The organism is Oceanobacillus aidingensis (assembly GCF_042654105.1).
In the GTDB taxonomy this organism is placed as follows: Bacteria; Bacillota; Bacilli; order Bacillales; family Amphibacillaceae; genus Oceanobacillus; species Oceanobacillus oncorhynchi.
The window spans coordinates 1-22,609 of sequence record NZ_JBHSFT010000004.1 but is presented as its reverse complement, the minus strand read 5'-3'; the positions used below and the strand labels follow the sequence as shown (position 1 = coordinate 22,609).

20 protein-coding genes and 1 pseudogene are annotated in these 22,609 nt (G+C 40.8%); 2 read left to right on the top strand and 19 right to left on the bottom strand.

Features of this window, described 5'->3' with window-relative positions:
• Window positions 1-2 precede the first annotated feature (2 nt).
• The 3 genes from ACFO3P_RS03810 to ACFO3P_RS03800 form a co-directional block, all read right to left on the bottom strand.
• Entirely contained in the window at window positions 3-551 is a 549-nt protein-coding gene (locus tag ACFO3P_RS03810; RefSeq protein WP_193064704.1) for a TIGR01440 family protein, read from the bottom strand.
• 91 nt (window positions 552-642) lie between these two features.
• A complete protein-coding gene (locus ACFO3P_RS03805; RefSeq protein WP_193064705.1) occupies window positions 643-2,025 on the bottom strand; it encodes a methyl-accepting chemotaxis protein in 1,383 nt (460 codons plus the stop codon).
• A gap of 219 nt (window positions 2,026-2,244) precedes the next feature.
• Entirely contained in the window at window positions 2,245-2,844 is a 600-nt protein-coding gene (locus ACFO3P_RS03800) for a low molecular weight protein arginine phosphatase (protein ID WP_193064706.1), read from the bottom strand.
• A gap of 269 nt (window positions 2,845-3,113) precedes the next feature.
• Here ACFO3P_RS03800 and ACFO3P_RS03795 point away from each other — a divergent pair, with 269 nt between their 5' ends.
• Window positions 3,114-4,580, top strand: a complete 1,467-nt coding sequence (locus tag ACFO3P_RS03795; protein WP_193064707.1) for an alpha-amylase — start codon at window positions 3,114-3,116, stop codon at window positions 4,578-4,580.
• A gap of 191 nt (window positions 4,581-4,771) precedes the next feature.
• Here the strand turns inward: ACFO3P_RS03795 and ACFO3P_RS03790 are convergent, their stop codons facing one another.
• The 8 genes from ACFO3P_RS03790 to ACFO3P_RS03755 all read right to left on the bottom strand — a co-directional run bounded on the left by ACFO3P_RS03790 (window position 4,772) and on the right by ACFO3P_RS03755 (window position 11,317).
• A complete protein-coding gene (locus tag ACFO3P_RS03790; RefSeq protein ID WP_042529486.1) occupies window positions 4,772-5,320 on the bottom strand; it encodes a manganese efflux pump MntP in 549 nt (182 codons plus the stop codon).
• A 115-nt stretch (window positions 5,321-5,435) separates the two neighbouring features.
• Complete coding sequence (locus ACFO3P_RS03785) at window positions 5,436-6,464, bottom strand: L-threonylcarbamoyladenylate synthase (protein WP_042529484.1); 1,029 nt, start codon at window positions 6,462-6,464, stop codon at window positions 5,436-5,438.
• Window positions 6,465-6,938: 474 nt separating this feature from the next.
• Window positions 6,939-7,340: a hypothetical protein gene (locus ACFO3P_RS03780; RefSeq protein ID WP_042529482.1), complete on the bottom strand. Its 402-nt coding sequence runs from the start codon at window positions 7,338-7,340 to the stop codon at window positions 6,939-6,941.
• Window positions 7,341-7,416: 76 nt separating this feature from the next.
• Window positions 7,417-8,010, bottom strand: coding sequence for a stage II sporulation protein R (gene spoIIR, locus ACFO3P_RS03775; protein ID WP_193064708.1), 594 nt, complete (start codon window positions 8,008-8,010; stop codon window positions 7,417-7,419).
• A gap of 126 nt (window positions 8,011-8,136) precedes the next feature.
• On the bottom strand, window positions 8,137-9,000 hold the full coding sequence (gene prmC, locus ACFO3P_RS03770; RefSeq protein ID WP_193064709.1) for a peptide chain release factor N(5)-glutamine methyltransferase: 864 nt from the start codon (window positions 8,998-9,000) through the stop codon (window positions 8,137-8,139).
• A 3-nt stretch (window positions 9,001-9,003) separates the two neighbouring features.
• On the bottom strand, window positions 9,004-10,074 hold the full coding sequence (gene prfA, locus ACFO3P_RS03765) for a peptide chain release factor 1 (RefSeq protein ID WP_042529476.1): 1,071 nt from the start codon (window positions 10,072-10,074) through the stop codon (window positions 9,004-9,006).
• 257 nt (window positions 10,075-10,331) lie between these two features.
• A complete protein-coding gene (locus ACFO3P_RS03760; RefSeq protein ID WP_042529474.1) occupies window positions 10,332-10,586 on the bottom strand; it encodes a hypothetical protein in 255 nt (84 codons plus the stop codon).
• A gap of 320 nt (window positions 10,587-10,906) precedes the next feature.
• A complete protein-coding gene (locus ACFO3P_RS03755; protein ID WP_042529472.1) occupies window positions 10,907-11,317 on the bottom strand; it encodes a hypothetical protein in 411 nt (136 codons plus the stop codon).
• Window positions 11,318-11,452: 135 nt separating this feature from the next.
• Between ACFO3P_RS03755 and ACFO3P_RS03750 the strand changes: the two are divergent.
• A pseudogene (locus ACFO3P_RS03750) lies at window positions 11,453-12,522 on the top strand (RNA-guided endonuclease InsQ/TnpB family protein); the annotation flags it as partial.
• A gap of 370 nt (window positions 12,523-12,892) precedes the next feature.
• Here ACFO3P_RS03750 and ACFO3P_RS03745 read toward each other — a convergent pair.
• The 8 genes from ACFO3P_RS03745 to ACFO3P_RS03710 all read right to left on the bottom strand — a co-directional run bounded on the left by ACFO3P_RS03745 (window position 12,893) and on the right by ACFO3P_RS03710 (window position 22,152).
• Window positions 12,893-13,516: a thymidine kinase gene (locus ACFO3P_RS03745; RefSeq protein WP_042529470.1), complete on the bottom strand. Its 624-nt coding sequence runs from the start codon at window positions 13,514-13,516 to the stop codon at window positions 12,893-12,895.
• A 222-nt stretch (window positions 13,517-13,738) separates the two neighbouring features.
• Entirely contained in the window at window positions 13,739-13,984 is a 246-nt protein-coding gene (locus tag ACFO3P_RS03740; RefSeq protein WP_042529468.1) for a type B 50S ribosomal protein L31, read from the bottom strand.
• A gap of 162 nt (window positions 13,985-14,146) precedes the next feature.
• On the bottom strand, window positions 14,147-15,430 hold the full coding sequence (rho, locus tag ACFO3P_RS03735; RefSeq protein WP_042529466.1) for a transcription termination factor Rho: 1,284 nt from the start codon (window positions 15,428-15,430) through the stop codon (window positions 14,147-14,149).
• A gap of 1,055 nt (window positions 15,431-16,485) precedes the next feature.
• Window positions 16,486-17,772: a UDP-N-acetylglucosamine 1-carboxyvinyltransferase gene (locus ACFO3P_RS03730; RefSeq protein ID WP_042529464.1), complete on the bottom strand. Its 1,287-nt coding sequence runs from the start codon at window positions 17,770-17,772 to the stop codon at window positions 16,486-16,488.
• Between the two features lie 112 nt (window positions 17,773-17,884).
• Complete coding sequence (gene fsa / locus ACFO3P_RS03725) at window positions 17,885-18,526, bottom strand: fructose-6-phosphate aldolase (RefSeq protein ID WP_042529462.1); 642 nt, start codon at window positions 18,524-18,526, stop codon at window positions 17,885-17,887.
• Window positions 18,527-18,657: 131 nt separating this feature from the next.
• A complete protein-coding gene (gene fba, locus ACFO3P_RS03720; protein ID WP_042529460.1) occupies window positions 18,658-19,512 on the bottom strand; it encodes a class II fructose-1,6-bisphosphate aldolase in 855 nt (284 codons plus the stop codon).
• 102 nt (window positions 19,513-19,614) lie between these two features.
• Window positions 19,615-19,980 (bottom strand): response regulator, encoded by a 366-nt coding sequence (locus tag ACFO3P_RS03715; RefSeq protein ID WP_042529458.1) that lies wholly within the window; start codon window positions 19,978-19,980, stop codon window positions 19,615-19,617.
• A 567-nt stretch (window positions 19,981-20,547) separates the two neighbouring features.
• On the bottom strand, window positions 20,548-22,152 hold the full coding sequence (locus ACFO3P_RS03710; protein WP_042529456.1) for a CTP synthase: 1,605 nt from the start codon (window positions 22,150-22,152) through the stop codon (window positions 20,548-20,550).
• Between the last annotated feature and the right edge of the window lie 457 nt (window positions 22,153-22,609).

Below are 22,609 nucleotides of genomic sequence, written 5' to 3'. Positions count from 1 at the left end.
ACTTATCTCACTGCGTTTTCTCCGTAATATGCCCGGTGGCCGCCAATCAATTTCGGACGGGTCCGAGCTGCCCTGACTCTGGCGTGGCCAATCGTACGCTGTTCCAATTTCAAGGGAACCGCTACTGGCTTCAAATGCATGCCTATCATGGTTTCGCCAATATCTATCCCGGCATGGGCACGAATATTCTCCACAACAACAGGATGCTCCAGTTGCCTATAGACATAGCTCGCCATTGATCCACCTGCTTCTGGAACAGGCACCACAGCAACTTCCTCCAGACCATACTGCACAGCTGTCTGTTGATCTACGACAAGAGATCGGTTTAAGTGCTCACAACATTGAAATGCAAGATGGACTCCAGTTTGCTTCTGAAGCTTTGTCATCTGCTCGTAAATACTTTTAGCAATTTCCGTACTCCCGCTTGTCCCGATTGGCTGACCGGCTACCTCACTTGTAGAGCAGCCAATAACAACGATTTCGTCTTTTTGCAGGCTGTTTGTCGCCAGCCATTGATCAATAACTTGTTCTAAGTCTTTTGTTATCATCATGACACACCCTTACTGCTTATCATCCTTCTGCGTCTTCGTTTAAAACAGCAAATAATAGAATCATTTATAGCATACCATGATTTTTTTAAAATTACGATACATCTTGATGCCTGTTTTCCTCTAAACCGCCCCTGCTGCTGTCAGAAGGCTCCATGGATATCACGCTGGCAGAATCCGTTTCTTGCTTCACATTAAATTGCTTAATCTGTTCTCTTAGATTTCCGGCATGCTCCTCCATCTGGCTTGCTAATTGGTCCACTTGTTCCATTGTTCCAATCTGCTCTTGAACCGCAGCATTGACCTCCTGTGTACCAGCAGATGTTTCCTCGGCAATCGCTGCTACTTCCTGCGATTGATTGGCTGTATTTTGAATCGATTGCAGCTGCTGCTCCACCAATTCATAAATCGTATCGACCTGCGTGGCGGTCTCTGTAACTGTTGTCCCCATTTCCGTAATCGTACGATTCGTGTCCTCTCCACGACCGACTTCTTTCCGCGCGGATGCCGCATTGGTATTCATTTTTTCTGCTAATTGCTTCACATCTGTCTGGATGGAAAGCAGGAGCTCGGAAATATCGTTCACTGCCTTTCCGCTTTGGTCGGCTAGCTTCCTCACTTCCTCTGCAACCACCGCAAAGCCTTTTCCATGCTCCCCAGCCCGTGCAGCCTCAATGGAGGCATTTAATGCCAGTAAGTTGGTTTGTTCTGCAATCTCACCGACTAAAGTAATGATTCCTTCCACTTCCATCGTGCTTTGGCGCAAATGATTGACATCTTCCATTGAAACTTCCTGCTCTACAGCAATACGCTCGATTCCGGCAACTAATTGTTTCACCATGTTCTGGCCTTCCTCCAGCATATGAATCATAGCATGGGACTGCTTTTTGGAGGTCTCTGCTTTATTTTGTACTTCGTTCGCAAGCTCTGTTGCAATTTCAATCGATCCGACCGTCTCCTGTGTCGCACGTGATGAATTCTCGGCACCATCTGAAATTTCGCTGATCGAATCACCAATCGCAGCAGCATGCTTTGTAGCCGTATTCGAAGCTTCCTTCAATTGATGGACGGTTGTATTTGTTTCCTCAAAATGCTGGTCAATATTTATTACCATTTTATTTAAACTCTGCAGCATACTGTTTACCGCAACAGATAACGATTTGATTTCATCATCCGATTTCGGGATTTCCACCCGCATCTCTAAATTTCCTTTGGCTGCTTCCCCTGTAATTTTCTCCAGTTTCTGCAAAGGCTTTGTAATCCATCTCGCAGCAAAAAAAGCTAGAATCCCGGACCACACCACCCCGGCCAGCAGCGTGCTGATAACAAAAACCTGCTGAGATATATTGACCCGGGATTGCACATAGTCATATACAACATAAATAAAAAATGCGCTTGTTGAGTATGTAATAAGCGCTAAAAAAGTAGTAAACACAACCAGCTTTAACCTAAGACTAAACCGATACCTATTCCCCATTAAACTTCCACTCCCCCAATTAAAATTTTCATCGCTGCGGTTATAAGACTTGCATGCTGTACAGCGGAAATCTGATGAAAATACAGCAAGCAAAACATGCAAAAACTCCGGCACAAGCGCTTTCAAGAAAAAGCAAATTTTTTCGCTTTCCCTTTCACTGCAAAGATTCCACGGAGTTTTCACAGACTGCCATCCACTGCCTTCTTCATTGCTGTCTTTTTAAGATGACAGCCAACGATCAAGACAGGCTTCAATTTCTTGTTTTGTCTTCAAATAATGCGCTGTTGGCCCGCCAAAAGGATCGGCAATATCAGAATGCGTCAGCTGTCTTTTTAAATCACGAATTGTTTCCATCTCTTCCTGACCTATTTCATACAGCCGCTGGCGCTGTTCTATCGGATCCATTTTAGAATCAAACTGCTTGACGCAGCGCTTTCTTTTTTCTTCTAAATTCGCATAGGCTTTTTCTATTTGCTCCCATATTTTTATATCGGCATGTAGTGCAAATTCTTTAAGTGTATATGTTTTTTTTCTTTCTTCGGGATATTCGGACCAGATTCTTTCTTTATGGGAAGCGGTCATAGTCAGGATCACATCGGCCCATTGTACCAATGCGGCGCTGATTGGGGCGGATTGATGATTGATTTCAATCCCTTCCTGTCTCAGAACCTCTTCTGTCTGACTGCTCGCCGGCGCTCCCGGCATCGCACTGATTCCGCAAGATTTCACCTGTATATCTGATTGTGCGCGCTGCTTCAACAAGGCTTCTGCCATTGGACTGCGACACGTATTTCCCGTACATACAAATAATACATTCATAAGATGAATCCTCCTGTTCTTATCACGGTAATATTTATCAAACGTATTCTTTTTTACATCATATCATGATTAAATCAAAAACGCAGACTGCCCTTTAAAAGAGATATGAGGTTTCGTTTCTCTTCATAAGGTGTATCTACTACTTAGTATGGTAGAAATAAATTATAAAAATGAGCAGCTCGCATGAAAAGAACAATTACGCAGCTGGGACAAAGGGAAGATACACCCTTTCTTTAATAGGTTTATTAATAGAAACGAGGAGAAATAATATGAAGCGAAATCACACTATGATTCAATTTTTCGAATGGCATGTAGAAGCAGACGCTCTCCATTGGAACCGGCTGAAGGAAACAGCTCCTGAATTAAAAAACAGAGGCATCGACGCTGTTTGGATTCCGCCTGTTACAAAGGGCATGTCACCTGAAGATAATGGCTACGCTCCCTATGATGTATACGACTTGGGGGAATTTGATCAAAAAGGGAGCACCGCTACAAAATACGGCACAAAAAAAGAGCTGCAGGAGGCGATAAAAGTGTGTCATGATGAAGATATCCATGTGTATACGGATATCGTGATGAATCATAAAGCCGGAGCAGATGAAACAGAAGTATTTCAAGTGATTGAAGTAGATTCGAATGACAGAACAAAAGAGATTTCAGAACCCTTTGATATAGAAGGTTGGACAAAATTCACCTTCCCTGGACGTGGTGACACGTATTCTTCTTTCAAATGGAGGTTCGAGCATTTTAATGGGACAGACTACGACGCGAAGGAGGACAGAACAGGTATATTCCGAATTGTAGGCGATAATAAAACATGGAACGAAGCGGTAGATGATGAATTCAGCAATTACGATTATTTAATGTTTGCGAATATCGACTACCATCATCCAGAAGTCCGGGAAGAAATGATCCGCTGGGGCAAATGGCTAGTAGATACGCTACATTGCAATGGTTTTCGCTTAGACGCAATGAAACACATTAATCACGATTTTATTAACGTGTTTGCAAAAGAGATTGCCCAAACGTACGGCGAGGAATTTTATTTCGTCGGCGAGTTCTGGAAGCATGATTTGGAAGCATGCCAGCAATTTTTAGAACAAGTTGATTACCATATCGATTTATTTGATGTCGCGCTGCATGATAAGCTGCATGAAGCTTCTAAAGCCGGCAACGATTTTGATTTGACAGCCATTTTTGACGATACACTGGTTCAATCCTATCCGCATCATGCTGTGACCTTCGTGGATAACCATGATACACAGCCTGATGAAGCACTTGAATCCTGGGTCGAGGATTGGTTTAAACAAAGTGCTTATGCCCTTATTTTACTGCGGGAAGGCGGATACCCATGCATTTTTTACGGTGATTATTTTGGGATTGGAGGAGAAAATCCAATCGAGGATAAAAAAGAAGCCATTGATCCGCTTCTCTATGCTCGCTATCATAAAGCGTACGGTGAACAGAAAGACTACTTCGATCACCCTAGCACGATTGGCTGGGTTCGCCGCGGCTCCCCGGAAATAGAACGATCAGGCTGTGCCGTCATTATCTCAAACGGAGATGATGGCGAGAAAAGAATGTATGCAGGAAAAGATCGTGCAGGAGAAGTCTGGGTCGACCTGACCGGAACAAGAACCGAGCATATCTCCATTGAAGAAGATGGCTTTGCCGTTTTCCCTGTCAATGGAGGCAGTGTGTCCATATGGGCGCTTCCAAAAGAAGACGTCGAATAATTTAGTCCCATCAAGCCATAACTAGGTGTTAAAAAGGTTAAAACCTGTGCAATTCGGGGTTTTAGCCTTTTTGTAATAGGGTGGCGTGTGCTTTTTTCATCTGTGATTGATATGGAATATATCGTTTTATCCCTATCCCCGTTCTGAAAATTCGGCCGCCAGCACTTTTTATTTCGATTCATCATTTACGCTCAGCTGAATAACATATAAAGCCCAAAGCATGAAAGAATAATCCCTCCAAAAATTTCACTGTATATCCCAAGGAAGCCCTGCAGCCGTCTGCCTAATAATAAGCCAATCCATGTAAAAAGACAGCTTACAGCCCCAAAAATAAGGAGCGTAAAAATAATCGTGACGCCAGAAATACCAAGGCTGAACCCAACTGTAAAGCTATCGAGGCTGACGCTGAACGCAAGCATCCACAATCCGAGGCCGACCGGCTGCCATCTGTACTCCTCGGATGTATGAAAGGCGGAGAAAAACATATGGGCGCCGATAAAGAACAGCAGGATTCCCGATGCCAGCGCTGCCCATTGTCCGACCTGTTCTGATAACGCATGTCCAAGCAGCATGCCTGCCATCGGGAAAAGCATGTGGAGACTGCCGATTACCAGGCCAATAATAGCAATCCGTTTCAATCGCATTTTATTCATTCCTAAGCCCAAACTGATAGAGAATGCGTCCATACTTAAACCAACGGCAAGCAAGGCCAGTGAAAGTAATTCGGTAGAAAAAAACATTCATACGTCCCCCTTTGAAGCATGCTTGTACACTTTATGCTTCCAAACAGGATTATATGAATGTTTTCAGAAATATTCGTGACGACCAATGTGGATATCTCTACTATTAAAAAGATTATTCTTTTATAATTTGATCTGCCGCCTTTCGCAGACGATTCATGACTGCTTGACCAATTCCTTGCTCCGGAAATGTCTCGCAAACAATCTTATCCACATTGGCATGCTTAAAGAACCGCAATCCATCATATAAGGAAGAAGCGATTTCTTCTATCGTCCCGCCAAGCAGATGCACTTTTGTGCCGTCTGGAAAAATTTCAGCACTTTGATTGGATGCCAGGACGCCTATTCTGTTCCCTGCCTGCTTTTCCTTATCCACAAATGCACTAAAAGCCTGAAGATTTCCTTCAAATAAATAAAGCGGAACCTCTGGTGCATAGTGTTTATATTTCATTCCAGGAGCTTTGGGACGGTCCGCGGAGGATGTAACAAGGCCAGGGTCGATCATCACAGTGCCCGCTTCCGCCTCTAATTGTTCCTTTGTCACTCCGCCGGGCCGTAAAATAACCGGTATTTCTCCCGTGCAGTCAATGACCGTTGATTCCAATCCGACACCAGTCTGCCCGCCATCAATCAGTCCGCTGATTTTTCCGTTTAAATCCTCATATACATGTGCCGCTTGAGTCGGGCTGGGTTTTCCGGACACATTTGCACTGGGAGCCGCAACAGGTTTTCCTGCTGCCTGTAATAAAGCAAGCGCAATAGGGTGACTCGGGATTCGCACCCCGATTGTGGATAAACCCGCTTTTACATTCTCCGCACAGAAATCATTTGCTGGTAAAATATATGTTAAAGGGCCCGGTGAAAAAGCCTCCATCAATGGATACACATAATCTGGAATATATGTGACAAGCTCTTTTAACTGCTCCGCTGACGCAACATGGGCAATCAATGGATTATCCTGCGGGCGTCCCTTTGCTTCAAATATTTTTCGGACAGCTGCTTCGTTCGTCGCGTCTGCGCCCAATCCGTATACCGTTTCTGTAGGAAAGGCGACAACCTCTCCTTCTTTTAACAGATTTGCTGCCTCTTGAATCTCTTTGTCTATGATAGTGGTTCCATTCTTTTTCCATACTTTCGTGTGCATAACTTTTCCTCATTTCCCGCAGTGTAACAGGCTGGGAGATCGATTACCAATGTTGTCAGGTTAATAAATTTTATTGAATATTATATTTGTTACAGATAGGTAGCAAAAAACTGTCTGGCGGAGGAAAAATACGGAGACTGCTATGGGAAAACGCAGTATTTTTCCGTAGCGGCTATTAACCTGACAATATTGCTTCGATTACTCTTCCCACCGAAGGGCTTTTGTAAAACTCCCACTGCATGAAGTTTCACTTTATACGTTTCTATTTTAGTCGATACACAACGGAAACGCAAAAAAGCAGTATTTTTACAAACTTATGCACATTATTCACAGTTTTTATCCACAAAATGACGATAATTCACATATATCCCCTAATTATACACACCCTGTTGTGAATAGTGTGTATAATTTTCACTTGACAAATTACGAAATAAACTATGCTAGTTATATCAAGCTTCTCTCCTTTTTAAGAAATTAGGATACCTGATACGCCCACCAATTCCCTGTTTTTTCTGAATTTATATTTTTAAATGTGACATCGCTTTCTCTTTTGAATTGTAAAGACTCTAATAAGATATCCACAACCGGGCTTTGATTATGCACATATACACATTTTACGTTATTTTTTCTAGATATGACGAGAACAGATTCAAATACAACAAATAATTTTTCTACATGCTCTTTATTTAAATATAATTGCTTCAGCCAATACGTTGATTCATCTACCATATCCAGATTAAAGCAGCCTTCCATGCTTCCGTTGATTTCTACAACATAGCTCTCCTTTGTTAATTTTTTGCCGAAAAGCGTTCCGTTCTTTTCCATAAATTTCTCTATCAGCTCTAGTTTTGCTTCTTTAACTTGGTAGATTTGCATTTTTCCATCCTCCATTCTTTTTCTTGATTAAACTTAAGCTACGCTTTACTATCATCGTATGCCTCTATGAACAAATCTATGACAAGCCTAACCATTTAAATAAAAAGAATTCTACTTCGACCTCTTCTTCCTCTTCTGCTTCTGCTGCATCTCCATCCGCTACAGAGGTGCCGTTAAAGAAATCTAAAAAGCATAATGGCGGGAATAGGACACACCACCAGTTGGCGCCAGAACCTTCTCCTATCGTTACTAAAATCGCTTCATATTCCCCTGCCGGATAAAGGTAGTCTCCATATAATTTCGCAGGAAATGATACATCCTCCGCAAATTCCAGTTCAAAGTCATCATCGCTATTTTCTTTCTCCAGTGTATCTCTGACTACTTCTTCTAATTCCGGAAGCCGGTCATCGATCAGCTGTCTTGCCTCTTCAATATCATCAATGTCCTTCACCCATTCTGTGATGACTTCATTCACTTCATCACGGACCTTATGTTTTACATCTTGGTCCTTCTCGCTGTCACTATTTGCCAGAATACGCAGCCGGATCGCTTCGTCCGGGATAACCTGATAGTCAAGCTCTTTATTTTGCAATTCTTTTGCTATACTAACTACTGGAATAATCGATAATAATAAAAATATAAGTGCCATTGCCATCCATAATTTTTTCATAAAAAAATCTCCCTTCCATCTATCTATGAGATAGTTTGGACAAGGAGATTTCTGCTTATACAAGTTTGATAGAAATATATATTTGAAAACCGGGTATACTTTTTCGTTATTCTGGCTATGCAGACATCAGTTTAAATGGCTCGCAAATACCATTCGATCTTTTCCGTTGATATCTTGTTTGATTTCCACATGGCTGCCTGGAAAAACCTGCTGTATCCGTTTCTTTACAGATTCCCCCTGCGTATGGCCAATTTCAAAAGCCAACAGTGTATCTTTTTTTAAGGGCAGCTGTTTCACTTGTTCGATAATCATATGATATGCTGCCAATCCATCCTCTTCTGCAAAAAGCGCCAGCTCCGGGTCAAAATCACGGACGGTATCACTAAGCGCAGCTGCTTCTGATTTCGCAATATACGGCGGGTTGGAAACAATCACATCAAATGGCGTGGTTTCATGAATAACCGGAGATAAAAAATCTCCCTCCAGAAATGATACATCTGCCTCCCATTGATCGGCATTCTGCTTGGCTATTTGAAGCGCCTCAGCTGAAATATCGGTAGCAAAGACTTCTGCATGATTTAATTCTAATGCCAACGTAATCGCAATAACGCCGCTTCCTGTACCTATATCAACCACCCGTACAGGTCCGGTTTGCGCAGCAAGGTAATCCTTTATAGCAAGCACCAGCTCTTCCGTTTCCGGTCTGGGAATTAACACATGCTTATTCACTTGAAAGATGCGTCCATAAAATTCCTCAGATTCCGTCAAATGCTGGACGGGAATTCCAGTTTCAGCATGCTTTTTTATATCTGCTTCAATCTGTATTTGTTTTTCTTCAGATATGGGGTCACGCAAAGCAAGCAGCCATTCCTGTCTGGATAACCCTAAATGATGTCTGATTAATATTTCTGCCACTTTTGGTTCTCTATTTGCCTTTTCTAAAAAAAGAGAAGCCCGGTGAAGGACTTCATGAATTTTTGTTTGGGTCATTGATTATTCCCCAATCTGCTCTAATTTTTTCGCTTGCTCTTCCATGACAAGCGCATCGATAAACTCATCCAGCTTGCCCTGCATAATCTGGTCCAGCTTTTGAATGGTCAAACCGATCCGATGGTCTGTCACACGGTTCTGTGGATAGTTATACGTACGGATACGCTCTGAGCGGTCTCCTGTACCAACCGCTGATTTACGATTTTCATCATATTCTGCTTGTGCTTCCTGCTGGAATTTATCATAAATACGAGCCCGTAATACTTTCATTGCTTTTTCTTTATTCTTAATCTGTGATTTTTCATCCTGAATCGATACCACAATCCCAGTAGGCTCATGCGTTAAACGTACTGCTGACATCGTCGTATTTACGCTTTGTCCCCCCGGTCCGCTGGAAGCAAAGGTATCCACACGAATATCCTTCTCATGGACATCTATCTCTACCTCTTCCGCTTCAGGCAGCACCGCAACAGTTGCAGTGGATGTATGAATACGTCCGCCAGACTCTGTTTCCGGAACACGCTGTACGCGATGGGCGCCATTTTCATACTTCAGTTTCGAATAAACGTCTGATCCATTGATCATAAAGATGATTTCTTTATAACCGCCAACGCCTGTGGAGCTAGCCTCCATCACATCGATTTTCCAGCCCTGCGCTTCTGCATAACGAGAGTACATCCGATATAAATCACCTGCAAATAAAGCAGCTTCATCTCCCCCGGCAGCACCGCGAATTTCCATAATAACGTTCTTATCATCATTCGGGTCTTTAGGAAGCAGGAGAATCTTCATTTGTTCCTCCAACTCTTCTTTTCTGGACGATAATTCAGATACTTCCATCTTCGCCATTTCCAGCATTTCATTATCTGATTCATCTTCCAGCATTTCTTTCGCATCTGCCAGTTGTGATGTAACTTCTCTATACTCACGGTGAGCCTGGACAACGTCCTCCAGTCCAGCCTGCTCTTTCGAATACTCACGCAGCTTTTTTGTATCACTGATTACTTCCGGGTCACTTAACATTTCATTTAATTTATTATACCGATCTTCTAGTGCTTGCAAACGATCTAACACAAGAATACACCTCTTTCTCCATAACAGTCTTATTATATTATAAGGGAGCATCCGGGTCAATTGCACACCAGATGAGAAGTAATAGCAGGGTTGCCGATAAACAAAAAAATACCCATAAACTCGGCACGTTTTATACATGACCTGTCTATAGGCATTCTTTCTTGATTTCTTCTTTATTTAATTTAATATACAGCATCCGCTTATTTTCCCTTCCAATTCCGTATCTTTCTAAAAAGAAAAGTTTATTTTTTTAACCTTTATCTGATACTTATTTCTTTTTTCTGCATGATATTGGGATTTTTCCGGCTTGTATGAAGCACATATACCTCTCTTCCTAAATTGTATCGGTGAATCTCCTGACAAATTTTCATTGCCTCTGGAGAGTTGGAGAATTTTTTCAAAGGGTCCATGTCTTCTAAAATGCGTTCACTGTGCTCATTAGTATGCGCCTGAACTACTTCAATTAAAACCCATTGTTCCGGAAATGCGTCGCGCACTTCTTCCCATTTCAATGTATTCACCTCCAGAATGATACATAGTATATTTATATTGTATCATGAGAAGGAATAGCGTAATACAACTTGTGCGAAAATTACGATAACTTTCACAATTTCTTTGAAAAAGAATTTGTCCAGAAAGAAGACCCTTTTTATCAAAAAGAAACCCAAGCTAATTTGGATTTCTTTTGTGGTATACGAATCTGATGTAAAATATTGCACCTGCAATTATCGTATTGTTATTTATTTTTTTAATAAATGTTACCTTTTCCTCCGCCTGTATTATTCATCAGCCTTACTCCTATAACAATGTTTTAAAAAACGGCCAAGCGTTATCACATCCTTACAATAACAGCTCCGCCGCCACTTCCTTGAATACATTTGGTATCTTCTTGCTCATGCATAAATTGCAGCAGTCGATTGTTCTGTGCAATCAAGTAGTTAAGCTGCTCCAGCTGGCTTCTTAAATCCATCATCATCTGCATCATGTATTGCATATCCGGTGATGCATCATGATAAGAAGCGGAATGGGCTTTATATAGATTGCTTCCCGGTCTTTGGCTGGCTGTATCCTGAACAGGAAGTTCATAGCCTGATCCATAGTTATCACCTTGTATTTGCGTTTCCACACCTGCGTCCTGTGCGCTATTGCTCCGTTGGCTCTGATATTCCTTTTGCCGGGTATACCCTCCCTGATTTTGACGATAAGGGTGCCAGCCGGGCGAATAGGGATAGTGAAAAGACATCCGTTAACCTCCTCTCATCCTATATCCAGTGTATTTGCCCGTTCTTTCCATGTGTGCAACGACCTGAAATTGATTAATTAGCCCGATTTGTGAATTATTTTTCCTCAATAATATTAGGATTCTGACGGTTAGTATGAAGAACAGGAAAAAGCCAAATCAGAACAAACGGAAATCAAATGTCATTTATTTGAGATGGCCTCTAAGGATCATCCATATATCCCGTACCTTTTTTTGAATGCTTTGTTTAAATCGATGAAACAGAACGATTTTCAATCCTTACCGATTCAATCGAGTCAAGGCATTATGAAAATGGTCTTTCAAAATTGGATATCTTTTTATGGCAGCTTACGGGAGTATAAAAAGAATCCCGTAAAATTTAAAGCACGTCCTAGAATACCAGGATATTGTCGTTCCAAAGAAAAAGAAATAACCTTTTCCAATCAGGATTGTATGGTAAAAGATAATAAATTCTTGAAGTTCCCTAAACAAAAGCACGCCTGAATATAGGGAAGTTAGGTTATTCGGAAGGAAGGCTCAAACAAGTTCGAGTCGTTCCCAAGTACGGTCAATATGTCGTGGAATTAGTTTTTCAAATTCCTGCAAAAGCAGAGAAAAAAGAATCCAAGAACCGTTTTATGTCTGTTGATTTAGGTATGGATAATCTTGCAACCATTGTCACGAACACAGGCAAAAGGCCAGTTTTAGTGAAGGGCAAAAATATCAAATCCGTCAATCAACGCTATAATCAGCTAAAAGCCTATTATACAGGGATCTTCCGTCAAGGAAAAAATACAAACGAGGGGCCGTTTACATCCAAACGTTTGGAGAAAATCAGCCAAAAACGATTTCTTCAAATCAAAGATCTCTTTCATAAAGCCAGTTTTCAAATCGTGAAAATCGCCTTGGAAGAGGATATTGATACCATCATCATCGGGCAAAATAAAGACTGGAAACAACACGCCGCTATAGGAAAAAGGAATAACCAATCTTTTACAGCTATCCCGCACAGCCTGCTTATTCAAATGATCACATACAAAGCAGAAAAGCATGGGATAACGGTGATGTTGACAGAAGAATCTTATACGTTGAAAGCAAGTTTTCTTGATAACGATGAAATCCCTATTTATGACCAAAAGAGTCAAAGCGTTGTATTTTCAGGGAAGCGTATCAAACGCGGGCTTTACCTTTCGAAAATGCGTTTACTATGTATCATGATTATACCAAGAATTATTACACTTCCATTTCGATACATGCTTATATATGTAAGAAGAAATTTCGTTAAATTATTCCAACTCCATTTACCACAATATAACTGAATGTTTGGCGTTCACTCCAAAATAAGTAAAATATCATTTTTAAACAGGAAATCCAACAACAAGTACCAACACGATTCACTCAACTGCCAATGGTTTTAATTGGGTAAGTAATCGCAAAAGCCATTCTATGGAAGAGAGTAATCAATGCGCCTTTCTCCAACTCTAACCTAATCCTGCAAGGTGGCGAGGAGGAATCGCAACAAAATGAGGTTTCATTATATAAAAAACTGCCGAATATATAGATTCGGCAGTTTTCGTATTAACTATTTGCTTGTTTTACAACATTTTGTGCTACATTTACTTCTGGTTTATTAGGTACTTCATGATGATGACGGCAGCGCGGTTCATAGGATTCTGAAGCTCCTACCAGAATGACAGGGTCATCGTAGGAAGCAGGTTTTCCATCAATCAGCCGCTGCGTTCTGCTGGCAGGCGAACCGCATAATGGACAGATGGCGTTTAATTTCGTCACCGATTCCGATAAAGCCATCAGCTGCGGTACGGGTTCAAAAGGAACCCCACGAAAATCCATATCCAGGCCGGCAACAATGACACGGATATCCCGGCGAACAAGCTCCTCGATGACATCAATGACATTGTTATTGAAAAATTGCACTTCATCAATCGCCACAATCTCTACATCGGGCTTTATTTCCTCTAAAATTTCAGCCGCATCCTTGATTGATTTTGCAATAGTAGTTCTGCCATCATGAGAAACAACTGCTGTTTCATCATAACGGTTATCAATAGCCGGTTTAAATACACATACATCTAGATGCGCATACGTTGCTCTTCTGACACGACGTATTAATTCTTCTGATTTCCCGGAAAACATGCTTCCGCAAATTAATTCTACCCAGCCATTTCGCTTCATTATATGCATTTGGAGAAACTCCTCTCGCGAATAAGTATAACTATTTTTAATGAGAAGCTCAGGCAGCACTCTCAACTATCTTCTATTATATGATAAATGAAAAAAACTTATTTTTCATATTTTATCTCATTAAAAGTAAAAAAACAGGCAAAATGAGACATTTTGCCTGTCCTTTCCAAATTCCATTCCTTATAAAAATTCTTTTTAACCGATAGACGGTTCATCAGAAAATTAGTTAAGGTTATATTTTTTCTTAAAGCGATCCACACGGCCGCCGACTTTGTCAGCTTTTTGCTTACCAGTGTAGAATGGATGTGAATCAGAGCTGATTTCAACTTTTAATAGAGGGTATGTGTTTCCATCTTCCCACTCAATTGTTTCGTCTGATTCTTTTGTAGATCCGCTTAAGAACTTGTAATTCGTGCTAGTATCAAGAAAAACTACTTTTCTGTACTCTGGATGAATTTCCTTTTTCATGTTCTTCTACTCCTTTTTGCCCTGAGTCCCTTGGAAACAGAGTTATTCGAAGAGTCGTTCGCGATGCAATGCACCCTACCTAAACTCACATAGAAAGATTATAACAGTGTATAGAATGAAATGCAATAGAAGTTATTAACAAAAGACAAAATGCATCTGATTCTATTGACGATTCATTCCTTTTCGTTTCATTTCTTCGTCCATCAGCTGCAGGAATTCTTCATTATTCTTAGAATTCTTCATCCGTTTTAAGAAGCGGTCTAAGAAATCATTGGAATCCTGCATGGTTTTCCGCAGCAGCCACATTTTATCTAAATGTGCTTTATCTACCAAGAGCTCTTCTTTACGGGTTCCTGAACGCAGAATATCGATAGCAGGGAAGATTCGGCGGTCTGCAAGATGACGATTCAGATGCAGCTCCATATTCCCTGTTCCTTTAAATTCTTCATAAATCACATCATCCATACGTGAACCGGTGTCTACCAGCGCTGTCGCTAAAATGGTAAAGCTGCCGCCTTCTTCAATATTTCTTGCCGCACCAAAGAATCGCTTTGGACGGTGGAAGGCTGCCGGATCGATACCGCCGGATAAGGTACGTCCGCTTGGAGGAATAACTAAGTTATACGCCCGGGCCAAGCGTGTAATGCTATCCATCAGAACGATGACATCACGCTTGTGCTCGACAAGACGCATAGCACGCTCTAACACAAGCTCCGACACTTTGATATGGCTCTCAGGAACTTCGTCAAAAGTAGAGGAAACGACATCAACGTCCGGACCTACAGAACGTTCAATATCGGTTACTTCCTCTGGACGCTCATCCACCAGCAGAATAATCAGTTTGGCATGCGGATGGTTTTGAGAGATGCTGTTTGCAATTTCTTTAATCAGCATCGTTTTCCCAGCTTTTGGCGGCGCGACAATCAAACCGCGCTGTCCAAAACCGACTGGTGTCATTAAATCCATAATACGTGTAGATAACTGGTTTGTTTCTGTTTCTAACCTGATTGGCCGATTTGGGTAAAGTGCTGTTAAAGCTGGAAAATGGACACGTTCTTTGGAAGAATCCGGGTCTTCATCATTCACTGCATCGACATGCAACAGACCGTAATAACGTTCGTTTTCCTTTGGCGGACGTACCTTTCCGGATACTTTATCTCCATTTCTCAAATCAAAACGACGGATTTGGGAAGCAGAGATATAGATATCCTCTGCACTTGGAGAATAGTTGATTGGACGCAGGAAACCAAATCCTTCAGAAGGAATAATTTCTAAGATTCCATCCATAAATAAAAATCCATCTTTTTCCGCCTGCGCTTTTAATATTGCAAAAATTAGCTCTTTCTTTGTCAGCTTTGCGTAATATGAAATTTTATAATCTTTCGCAAGTGCATAAATCTCTTTTAACGTCATTGTCTCTAAACTAGAGATTGTCAGTGTTGCCATTAAATCACCACGCCTGTTCTAGGTTCTTTTATATATTTTAATAGGACGAATAAACATTGTCCCATCTTTTCATACAGCTTCTGTATTTTATGATAAATAATTTGATGGAGTACACCATCTCTATCTTTCTCCATAGCTGATCGTTTGGTTACCTATTGCTGTCTTATCGTGTATACGCTTCATTAGAATTTCATCCGCTAAAGATTTTAATCAAATGGAGAAAAAACGGATGATTGATTCGTTGACAGCTTATCATTCGTTTCCTATTTTTCGGAAACGATATGTATCTGGTATTATTTTTAAATCTTTCTAACTTCCTTTTTCATCTATCATCGTCTTGACTGTAAAAGTACCATTTTCGTCATGGTATGCAAAACGGATTTCCTTATAATGATATGGAAGGAGTACTAAGAAGACCTGCTCCGGCTGAGAGAAGCAGTTAGAAGCTGTGATATTGCTGCAGATGTCTGGAGATAACAGACACAATCCATGTTATTTATTAGACTGACAGTACTTTTCAGGAAGGCGGGTCATCAGAGTTGCGTATTTTGGTAAGAATACGATATCTCTGTAAAATGAAACTTCCTTTTCTATTTCCCTGTCAGACTTTTATCAAATTGCTTGGTTTGACTAAACATCTATTATCATACTCTTTTACGAATAAAGATTCAATAGACTTTTTTGTCAAAAATAGAGGAATTTTATCATGTTAACTATGACTTTTATCTATGATTCTGAAGTTATCGAAAATGTACTCATCTTGCAGGCTTTTTCGACAATAGAAGTTATTTGAGGACAGGTGTATCTTTTCTATCACTGCGTTTAAAAATATTCAGGAAAACGATACATCGATAAGAAGTATTTGCCAGGCCGCCCGAATACCTCAAAACATGCTATATAATAAAAAAGAAGGAAGCCGCTTCTCTTTTAGAGGATGTTTAAAAAGCAAATAAAAGGACTTGCCGGCTTAAATTACAGCAGTTGGAGGGATGATGGGAGCCCCCGCGCTGTAAAAATTCGATGTGTCCTTTTATTCCGCTTTTTAACCGTCTCTTTTACGTATTCTGATCTTGGTAAATTTCTGATTCAGTCATTTCTTCCCGCCAAATGGTTGCTCCGAGAGAAGAAAGCTTGTCCGTCAAATTCTCATAGCCGCGGTCAATATGATCCAAACCGGTAATCTCCGTTACGCCATTTGCAAGAAGTCCGGCAATTACCAGAGCTGCTCCGGCACGAAGGTCACTGGCTTTTACCTTTGCACCTTCTAATTGAGTCGGACCAGAAACAATCACGGATCCGCCCTCCACTTTTATTTCCGCATTCATCCGGCGGAGCTCATCAATATGCTTTAATCGTGCAGAATAAATGGTATCGATAATCACACCAGAATACCCCGCTTGTGTTAATAGTGTTGTAAGCGGCTGCTGCAGGTCAGTCGGAAAGCCAGGATAAACCAATGTCTTGATATCCACACTGCTTAATGATTTTGTTCTGGCAACATATAATTGGTCATTGTGTGATTCAATATTTACATTCATTTCCCGCAGTTTTGCAATCAATGATTCCATATGCTGCGGAATAACATTGTCAATAATCACTTCTTTCCCCATTGCAGCGGCTGCAATAGCATACGTACCCGCTTCAATACGGTCAGGAATAATGGTATGCGTACAACCATGTAAGGAAGGAACCCCGTCGATACGAATCACATCTGTTCCAACACCTTTGATTTTGGCACCCATATTGGTTAATAGCGTCGCAACATCAATAATCTCGGGTTCTTTTGCAGCATTTTCAATGATTGTTTGTCCTTTTGCCTTTACCGCGGCCAGCATAATATTAATGGTAGCCCCAACACTGACGACATCCAAATAAATGCGTGCACCGCGCAGCTCTTTGGCACGTAAATAAATCGCACCCTGCTCATTTGTCACCTCAGCACCTAATGCTTCAAATCCTTTAATATGCTGGTCTATTGGGCGCGGCCCCAGGTAGCAGCCTCCAGGCAAACCAATAACTGCTTTATTAAATTTTCCAAGCATGGCACCCATGAAATAATAGGATGCACGTAATTTTTTGACTCTTCCGTTCGGCAATGGCATGGCAATCATTTTCTCTGGATGGATCGTCATGTCCTGACCATCCCGGGATACTGTCCCGCCAATTTCTTCTAACAGCTGACCTAACGTATCTACATCCGAAATATCCGGCAATCCTTCAATCGTTACTGTAGAATCTGCAAGAATAGCTGCAGGCAATAAAGCTACTGCACTATTTTTTGCACCGCTGATATGAACTTCTCCAGATAATTCATGCCCACCCTCAATTAATAACTTTTGCATGTAAAAACCTCGTTCCTATGGAAGTTATGATCCACAAGTTGTTTTTGTTTATTCAGATGCATATCATCTTTACCCTTTTCTTATTGTCTGTCTTTTTTCCAACTCTATGCAATTATTTTTGATTATTCCAGTCTGCTAAGAATTTCTCAATTCCCTGATCCGTTAATGGATGCTTGACTAAGGACGACAGAACGTTGAATGGAATGGTTGCAATATGCGCTCCGTTTAATGCAGCATCTGTAACATGAATTGGATGACGGATAGATGCAGCAATGATTTCAGTCTGAATCTGATGACGGTCAAAAATAGCTGCAACATTAGCTATCAATTCCATTCCATCCTGTCCAATATCATCTAATCTTCCCAGGAAAGGAGATACATAGGTTGCTCCAGCACGTGCTGCAAGCAATGCCTGATTCGCATTAAAAATCAATGTCACGTTGGTTTTGATATTTAAATCGCTGAACACCTTAACCGCTTTCAAACCTTCAAGGGTCATCGGTACTTTTACCGTAATATTTGGTGCGATGGCTGCCAGCTCTTTCCCTTCTTCTATCATGCCTTCTGCGTCCTCAGCAATTACTTCTGCACTGACTGATCCAGAAACTTCTTCTGTGATTTCACGCAAGCGGTCATGAAAAGAAACCCCTTCTTTTGCTACAAGGCTTGGGTTGGTTGTAACACCAGCCAGTATCCCAAGCTTATTCGCTTCTTTGATATCTTCAATATTAGCTGTATCAATGAAAAATTTCATTTAGATTACCTCCCTGAGATTTTGCAGCAAAAGCTGCACCATCGGTACAGCTTTTGCCTGATATATTTTTATTGATGTGATTAAAAAGTTTCTTATCTGCTCTTTTTAACACATATTTTTAATGAAATCAATTATGCATTATTAGAAGAACCAAATTCACGCATTTTACCGATTACGGTTTCTTTAATCGCTGCAGTACCTGGTCCTAAATATTTACGCGGATCATATAAATCCGGCTTTTGTGCTAATGTTTCACGAATTGCTTTCGTCTGGGAAATTTGATTCTCTGTATTCACATTGATTTTAGCAGTTCCTAATGAAATTGCTTTTTGAATATCTTTTGTAGGAATTCCTGTACCGCCGTGAAGTACTAATGGCACATTAACTAACTCCAGGATTTCTTTCATTTCTGTGAATCCTAAGTTAGGCTCTCCTTGGTATGGACCATGAACGGAACCTAGTGCTGGCGCCAGGCAATCTACTCCTGCTTCTGTCACAAGACGCAGACATTCTTCTTTATCTGCATAGTTGATTCCGCCGATAACACCATCTTCTTCTCCACCTACAGTACCAACCTCTGCCTCAACAGATACACCATGGATATGAGCAAGTTCAACCACTTTCTTTGTTACTTCGATATTTTCTTCGATCGGTGAGTGCGATCCGTCTATCATGACAGAAGTAAATCCTGCATGGATTGCTTCTGCACAGCTTTTAAAGCTGGACCCGTGATCTAAATGAATGGCAACAGGCACGGTTGTACCATATGAATCCATTAAAGATTTTACCATAGCAACTACGACATTGTAGCCGCCCATATATTTTCCAGCACCCTCAGAAACACCAAGAATTACTGGTGACTTTTCTTCTTGAGCTGCTTGGAGAATACCTTGGATATATTCCAGGTTGTTAATATTAAACTGACCTACTGCATATCCATTTTCTTTTCCTTTTTCGAGCATTTCTTTCATTGATACTAAAGGCATACCAAGTTCCTCCTTCAAATTGTCCGCATGAATTTCTGACAACATTCATTACAATATAAGAATACCAATTTCAAGACTTTATCGCAACAAAGTAGCAGTGATTCATTCGTTTTTCTTCAAAATTTCTTCCACAACATGACATAGTTTTGCAACATTGAATGGCTTCGAAATAATTTCCTCAGGTAAGTTTTCCCCCAGTTCCTGTTTTGCAACTTCCGGCAGTCCAGTAATGATGATAGTTTTTGCTTCTACCCTCATCTGCTTTATTTTTTGCATGACAGCCTTTCCGTTGTAAACAGGGATATGATAATCCAGAACTACCAAATCGCAAGGGGACTCTGATAAATGTTCAACCGCTTCTTTTCCGTTCTTTGCAAGTGAAGTACGATAACCGGCTGTTTGAAAAACTTCTTGAAGCAACATGCGAATTCCTATTTGGTCATCAACAATGAGGATTGATTGTGTCATACTTACCCTCCGATATATTTAATTTTTGTTTTAAATTTAAAATTCGATATATTTATTTAAATTCCTGCTTATTTATATGGATTTGTTTTTTTACCCCCTATTTTAACAAGAATCATTTTACGGCTAAAACTGCAGACCTGATGGCAGTTTCCACCATTCATTTAGATGTGTATTCACAAGCGAAAATTATACACCACCGCTCATCGTTCCTCCCGGCCTTTTGCCAGCCAAAGCAGCCATTGTCTCGATGAGATTCAGCTCCTTTCGCTTTTTTTCAATAAACCTTATTCTTCCAAAAAACAGGGGATAAGATTTACATAACACAATGGTGAATCAGCCGTTTTTTCTCCGGCACTATGGGATAGTATAGATGCAATTGCTTCTGTGATGTATTTCTGCCCACGGAAAATACTTTAACCATACTTTAGCATAGATGTCGAGGAAATTGTTCCTATATTTTATTTTGATAAGCGATTAAAGTACTTATACTTGCTGTTTAACCCAGCGTGAATACAAAAAAAGATACTCATCTGTGATAGATGAATATCTCCTTTTTGCTTTTATCATTTATTTTTTATTTTCCACAGCCGCACCGATAAATCCTTTGAACAATCCTTGCGATCTGGTAGGGCGAGAAGTGAACTCCGGATGGAATTGGCAAGCAATAAACCAAGGATGATCCTGAATTTCAATTGTCTCTACAAGGCGTCCATCCGGGCTAGTCCCAGAGAAAACAAGCCCTTTTTCTGCCATTTGCTCCCGATACACATTATTAAATTCATAACGATGACGATGTCTTTCTTCCACTACTTCTGCACCGTCATACGCTTCTTTTGTTTTCGTGCCTTCTGTTAAATGGCATGGATATAATCCAAGACGCAATGTACCGCCTAAGTCTTCAATATCCTTTTGCTCTGGAAGCAGGTCAATAATCGGGTATGGCGTTCCCGGATTAATTTCTGCAGAATGTGCGCCTTCTAAGCCTGCTACGTTTCTGGCAAACTCCACAGTAGCCAGCTGCATGCCTAAGCAAATTCCAAAGAACGGGATTTTGTTTTCACGCGCGTAACGAATCGCATGGATTTTTCCATCGATACCACGGTCACCGAATCCGCCAGGAACGATAACCCCGTCTACTTTCGATAATGCTGTTTCAATCTCTGCTTCTGATAATAATTCAGAGTTGATCCAATGTATATTGACATTCGCATCAAAATCATACCCGGCATGCTTTAAGGATTCGACAACAGAAAGATAAGCGTCAGGAAGTTCTACATATTTCCCGACCAGCCCAATCTCGACTTTTTTAGAAAGGTTACGAACCTTATTAATAAGTTCCTTCCAGTCGTCCATGTCTGCATCTTGGCAATCTAACCCAAAATGGTTGCAAACAATCTGATCCATATTTTGCTCCTGTAAAGCAATAGGAACTTGATACAGCGTATCTGCATCCATCATTTCAATAACCGATTTTTCATTAATGTCACAGAATAAAGCAATCTTTTCTTTCATTTCCTTAGTAATTGCCATTTCGGTACGTAATACAATCACATCTGGCTGGATTCCAAGAGAACGGAGCTCTTTTACACTATGCTGTGTCGGCTTCGTTTTTACTTCGCCTGCAGCTTTAATGTAAGGAACAAGCGTACAGTGGATGTACATCACACTATTCCGGCCAACATCACTTTTAATTTGACGGATAGCTTCTAAGAATGGCAGTGACTCAATATCGCCGACAGTTCCGCCGATTTCTGTAATAACAACATCTGCGCCAGTAGCTTCACCTGCACGGAATACCTGGTCTTTGATTTCATTGGTAATATGCGGAATAACCTGTACTGTTCCGCCAAGGTAATCGCCGTGACGCTCTTTGCGGATGACACTGGAATATACTTTCCCTGTTGTAATATTGCTGTATTTATTTAAGTTGATATCGATAAAGCGTTCATAATGTCCAAGGTCTAAATCTGTTTCAGCGCCATCTTCGGTCACGAATACTTCCCCATGCTGATAAGGACTCATTGTCCCAGGGTCTACGTTGATGTACGGATCAAATTTTTGAATCGTTACTTTTAATCCGCGGTTTTTTAATAAACGTCCTAATGAAGCTGCTGTAATCCCTTTTCCAAGCGATGATACTACGCCGCCAGTTACAAAAATATACTTTGTCACTTGTTCTCATCCTTCTTTCTTTATTTTATGTTATGCATTGATTAAGTGATTCAGGGAGTTAGCGCCCGTTATCTCTCGCCCGAATACATTTATTTTGAGGCGGAAGGTTTACGGAGGCTTCTCCGTGATAAAATTGGCCGTTCTTTGGAATGATTGTCCTGTCCGTAGCATTTACATAGATGGTAAAAGCTATCACACAAAACTATTTCAATTTATTTCTCTATCTAACAAGAAAAGCGTTTCCCCTCTCATCTCTCAGGGGAAACGCTTTGTAATTATATTCAAAGAGCCCAATAAAGATTCTACTGTTAGTCTATGTAAATGTCAAGCACTGAAAAAAACATGTTTTTTTGGTTCTATGTCAAATGTGGTGGTGGAATATCATTCCTCCACCTCTTTATTTATAAGCTTGCTTTAACACAAGCTTTACCTCTTGTTGCCATAGAATTTTCTTTCT

What these genes read in the sequence shown, in the direction of transcription:
- ACFO3P_RS03810 (WP_193064704.1), bottom strand. Translation starts at nt 551, where the DNA reads ATGATGATAACAAAAGACTTAGAACAAGTTATTGATCAATGGCTGGCG.
- ACFO3P_RS03805 (WP_193064705.1), bottom strand. Translation starts at nt 2,025, where the DNA reads ATGGGGAATAGGTATCGGTTTAGTCTTAGGTTAAAGCTGGTTGTGTTT.
- ACFO3P_RS03800 (WP_193064706.1), bottom strand. Translation starts at nt 2,844, where the DNA reads ATGAATGTATTATTTGTATGTACGGGAAATACGTGTCGCAGTCCAATG.
- ACFO3P_RS03795 (WP_193064707.1), top strand. Translation starts at nt 3,114, where the DNA reads ATGAAGCGAAATCACACTATGATTCAATTTTTCGAATGGCATGTAGAA.
- ACFO3P_RS03790 (WP_042529486.1), bottom strand. Translation starts at nt 5,320, where the DNA reads ATGTTTTTTTCTACCGAATTACTTTCACTGGCCTTGCTTGCCGTTGGT.
- ACFO3P_RS03785 (WP_042529484.1), bottom strand. Translation starts at nt 6,464, where the DNA reads ATGCACACGAAAGTATGGAAAAAGAATGGAACCACTATCATAGACAAA.
- ACFO3P_RS03780 (WP_042529482.1), bottom strand. Translation starts at nt 7,340, where the DNA reads ATGCAAATCTACCAAGTTAAAGAAGCAAAACTAGAGCTGATAGAGAAA.
- spoIIR (WP_193064708.1), bottom strand. Translation starts at nt 8,010, where the DNA reads ATGAAAAAATTATGGATGGCAATGGCACTTATATTTTTATTATTATCG.
- prmC (WP_193064709.1), bottom strand. Translation starts at nt 9,000, where the DNA reads ATGACCCAAACAAAAATTCATGAAGTCCTTCACCGGGCTTCTCTTTTT.
- ACFO3P_RS03755 (WP_042529472.1), bottom strand. Translation starts at nt 11,317, where the DNA reads ATGTCTTTTCACTATCCCTATTCGCCCGGCTGGCACCCTTATCGTCAA.
- ACFO3P_RS03745 (WP_042529470.1), bottom strand. Translation starts at nt 13,516, where the DNA reads ATGCATATAATGAAGCGAAATGGCTGGGTAGAATTAATTTGCGGAAGC.
- ACFO3P_RS03740 (WP_042529468.1), bottom strand. Translation starts at nt 13,984, where the DNA reads ATGAAAAAGGAAATTCATCCAGAGTACAGAAAAGTAGTTTTTCTTGAT.
- rho (WP_042529466.1), bottom strand. Translation starts at nt 15,430, where the DNA reads ATGGCAACACTGACAATCTCTAGTTTAGAGACAATGACGTTAAAAGAG.
- ACFO3P_RS03730 (WP_042529464.1), bottom strand. Translation starts at nt 17,772, where the DNA reads ATGCAAAAGTTATTAATTGAGGGTGGGCATGAATTATCTGGAGAAGTT.
- fsa (WP_042529462.1), bottom strand. Translation starts at nt 18,526, where the DNA reads ATGAAATTTTTCATTGATACAGCTAATATTGAAGATATCAAAGAAGCG.
- fba (WP_042529460.1), bottom strand. Translation starts at nt 19,512, where the DNA reads ATGCCTTTAGTATCAATGAAAGAAATGCTCGAAAAAGGAAAAGAAAAT.
- ACFO3P_RS03715 (WP_042529458.1), bottom strand. Translation starts at nt 19,980, where the DNA reads ATGACACAATCAATCCTCATTGTTGATGACCAAATAGGAATTCGCATG.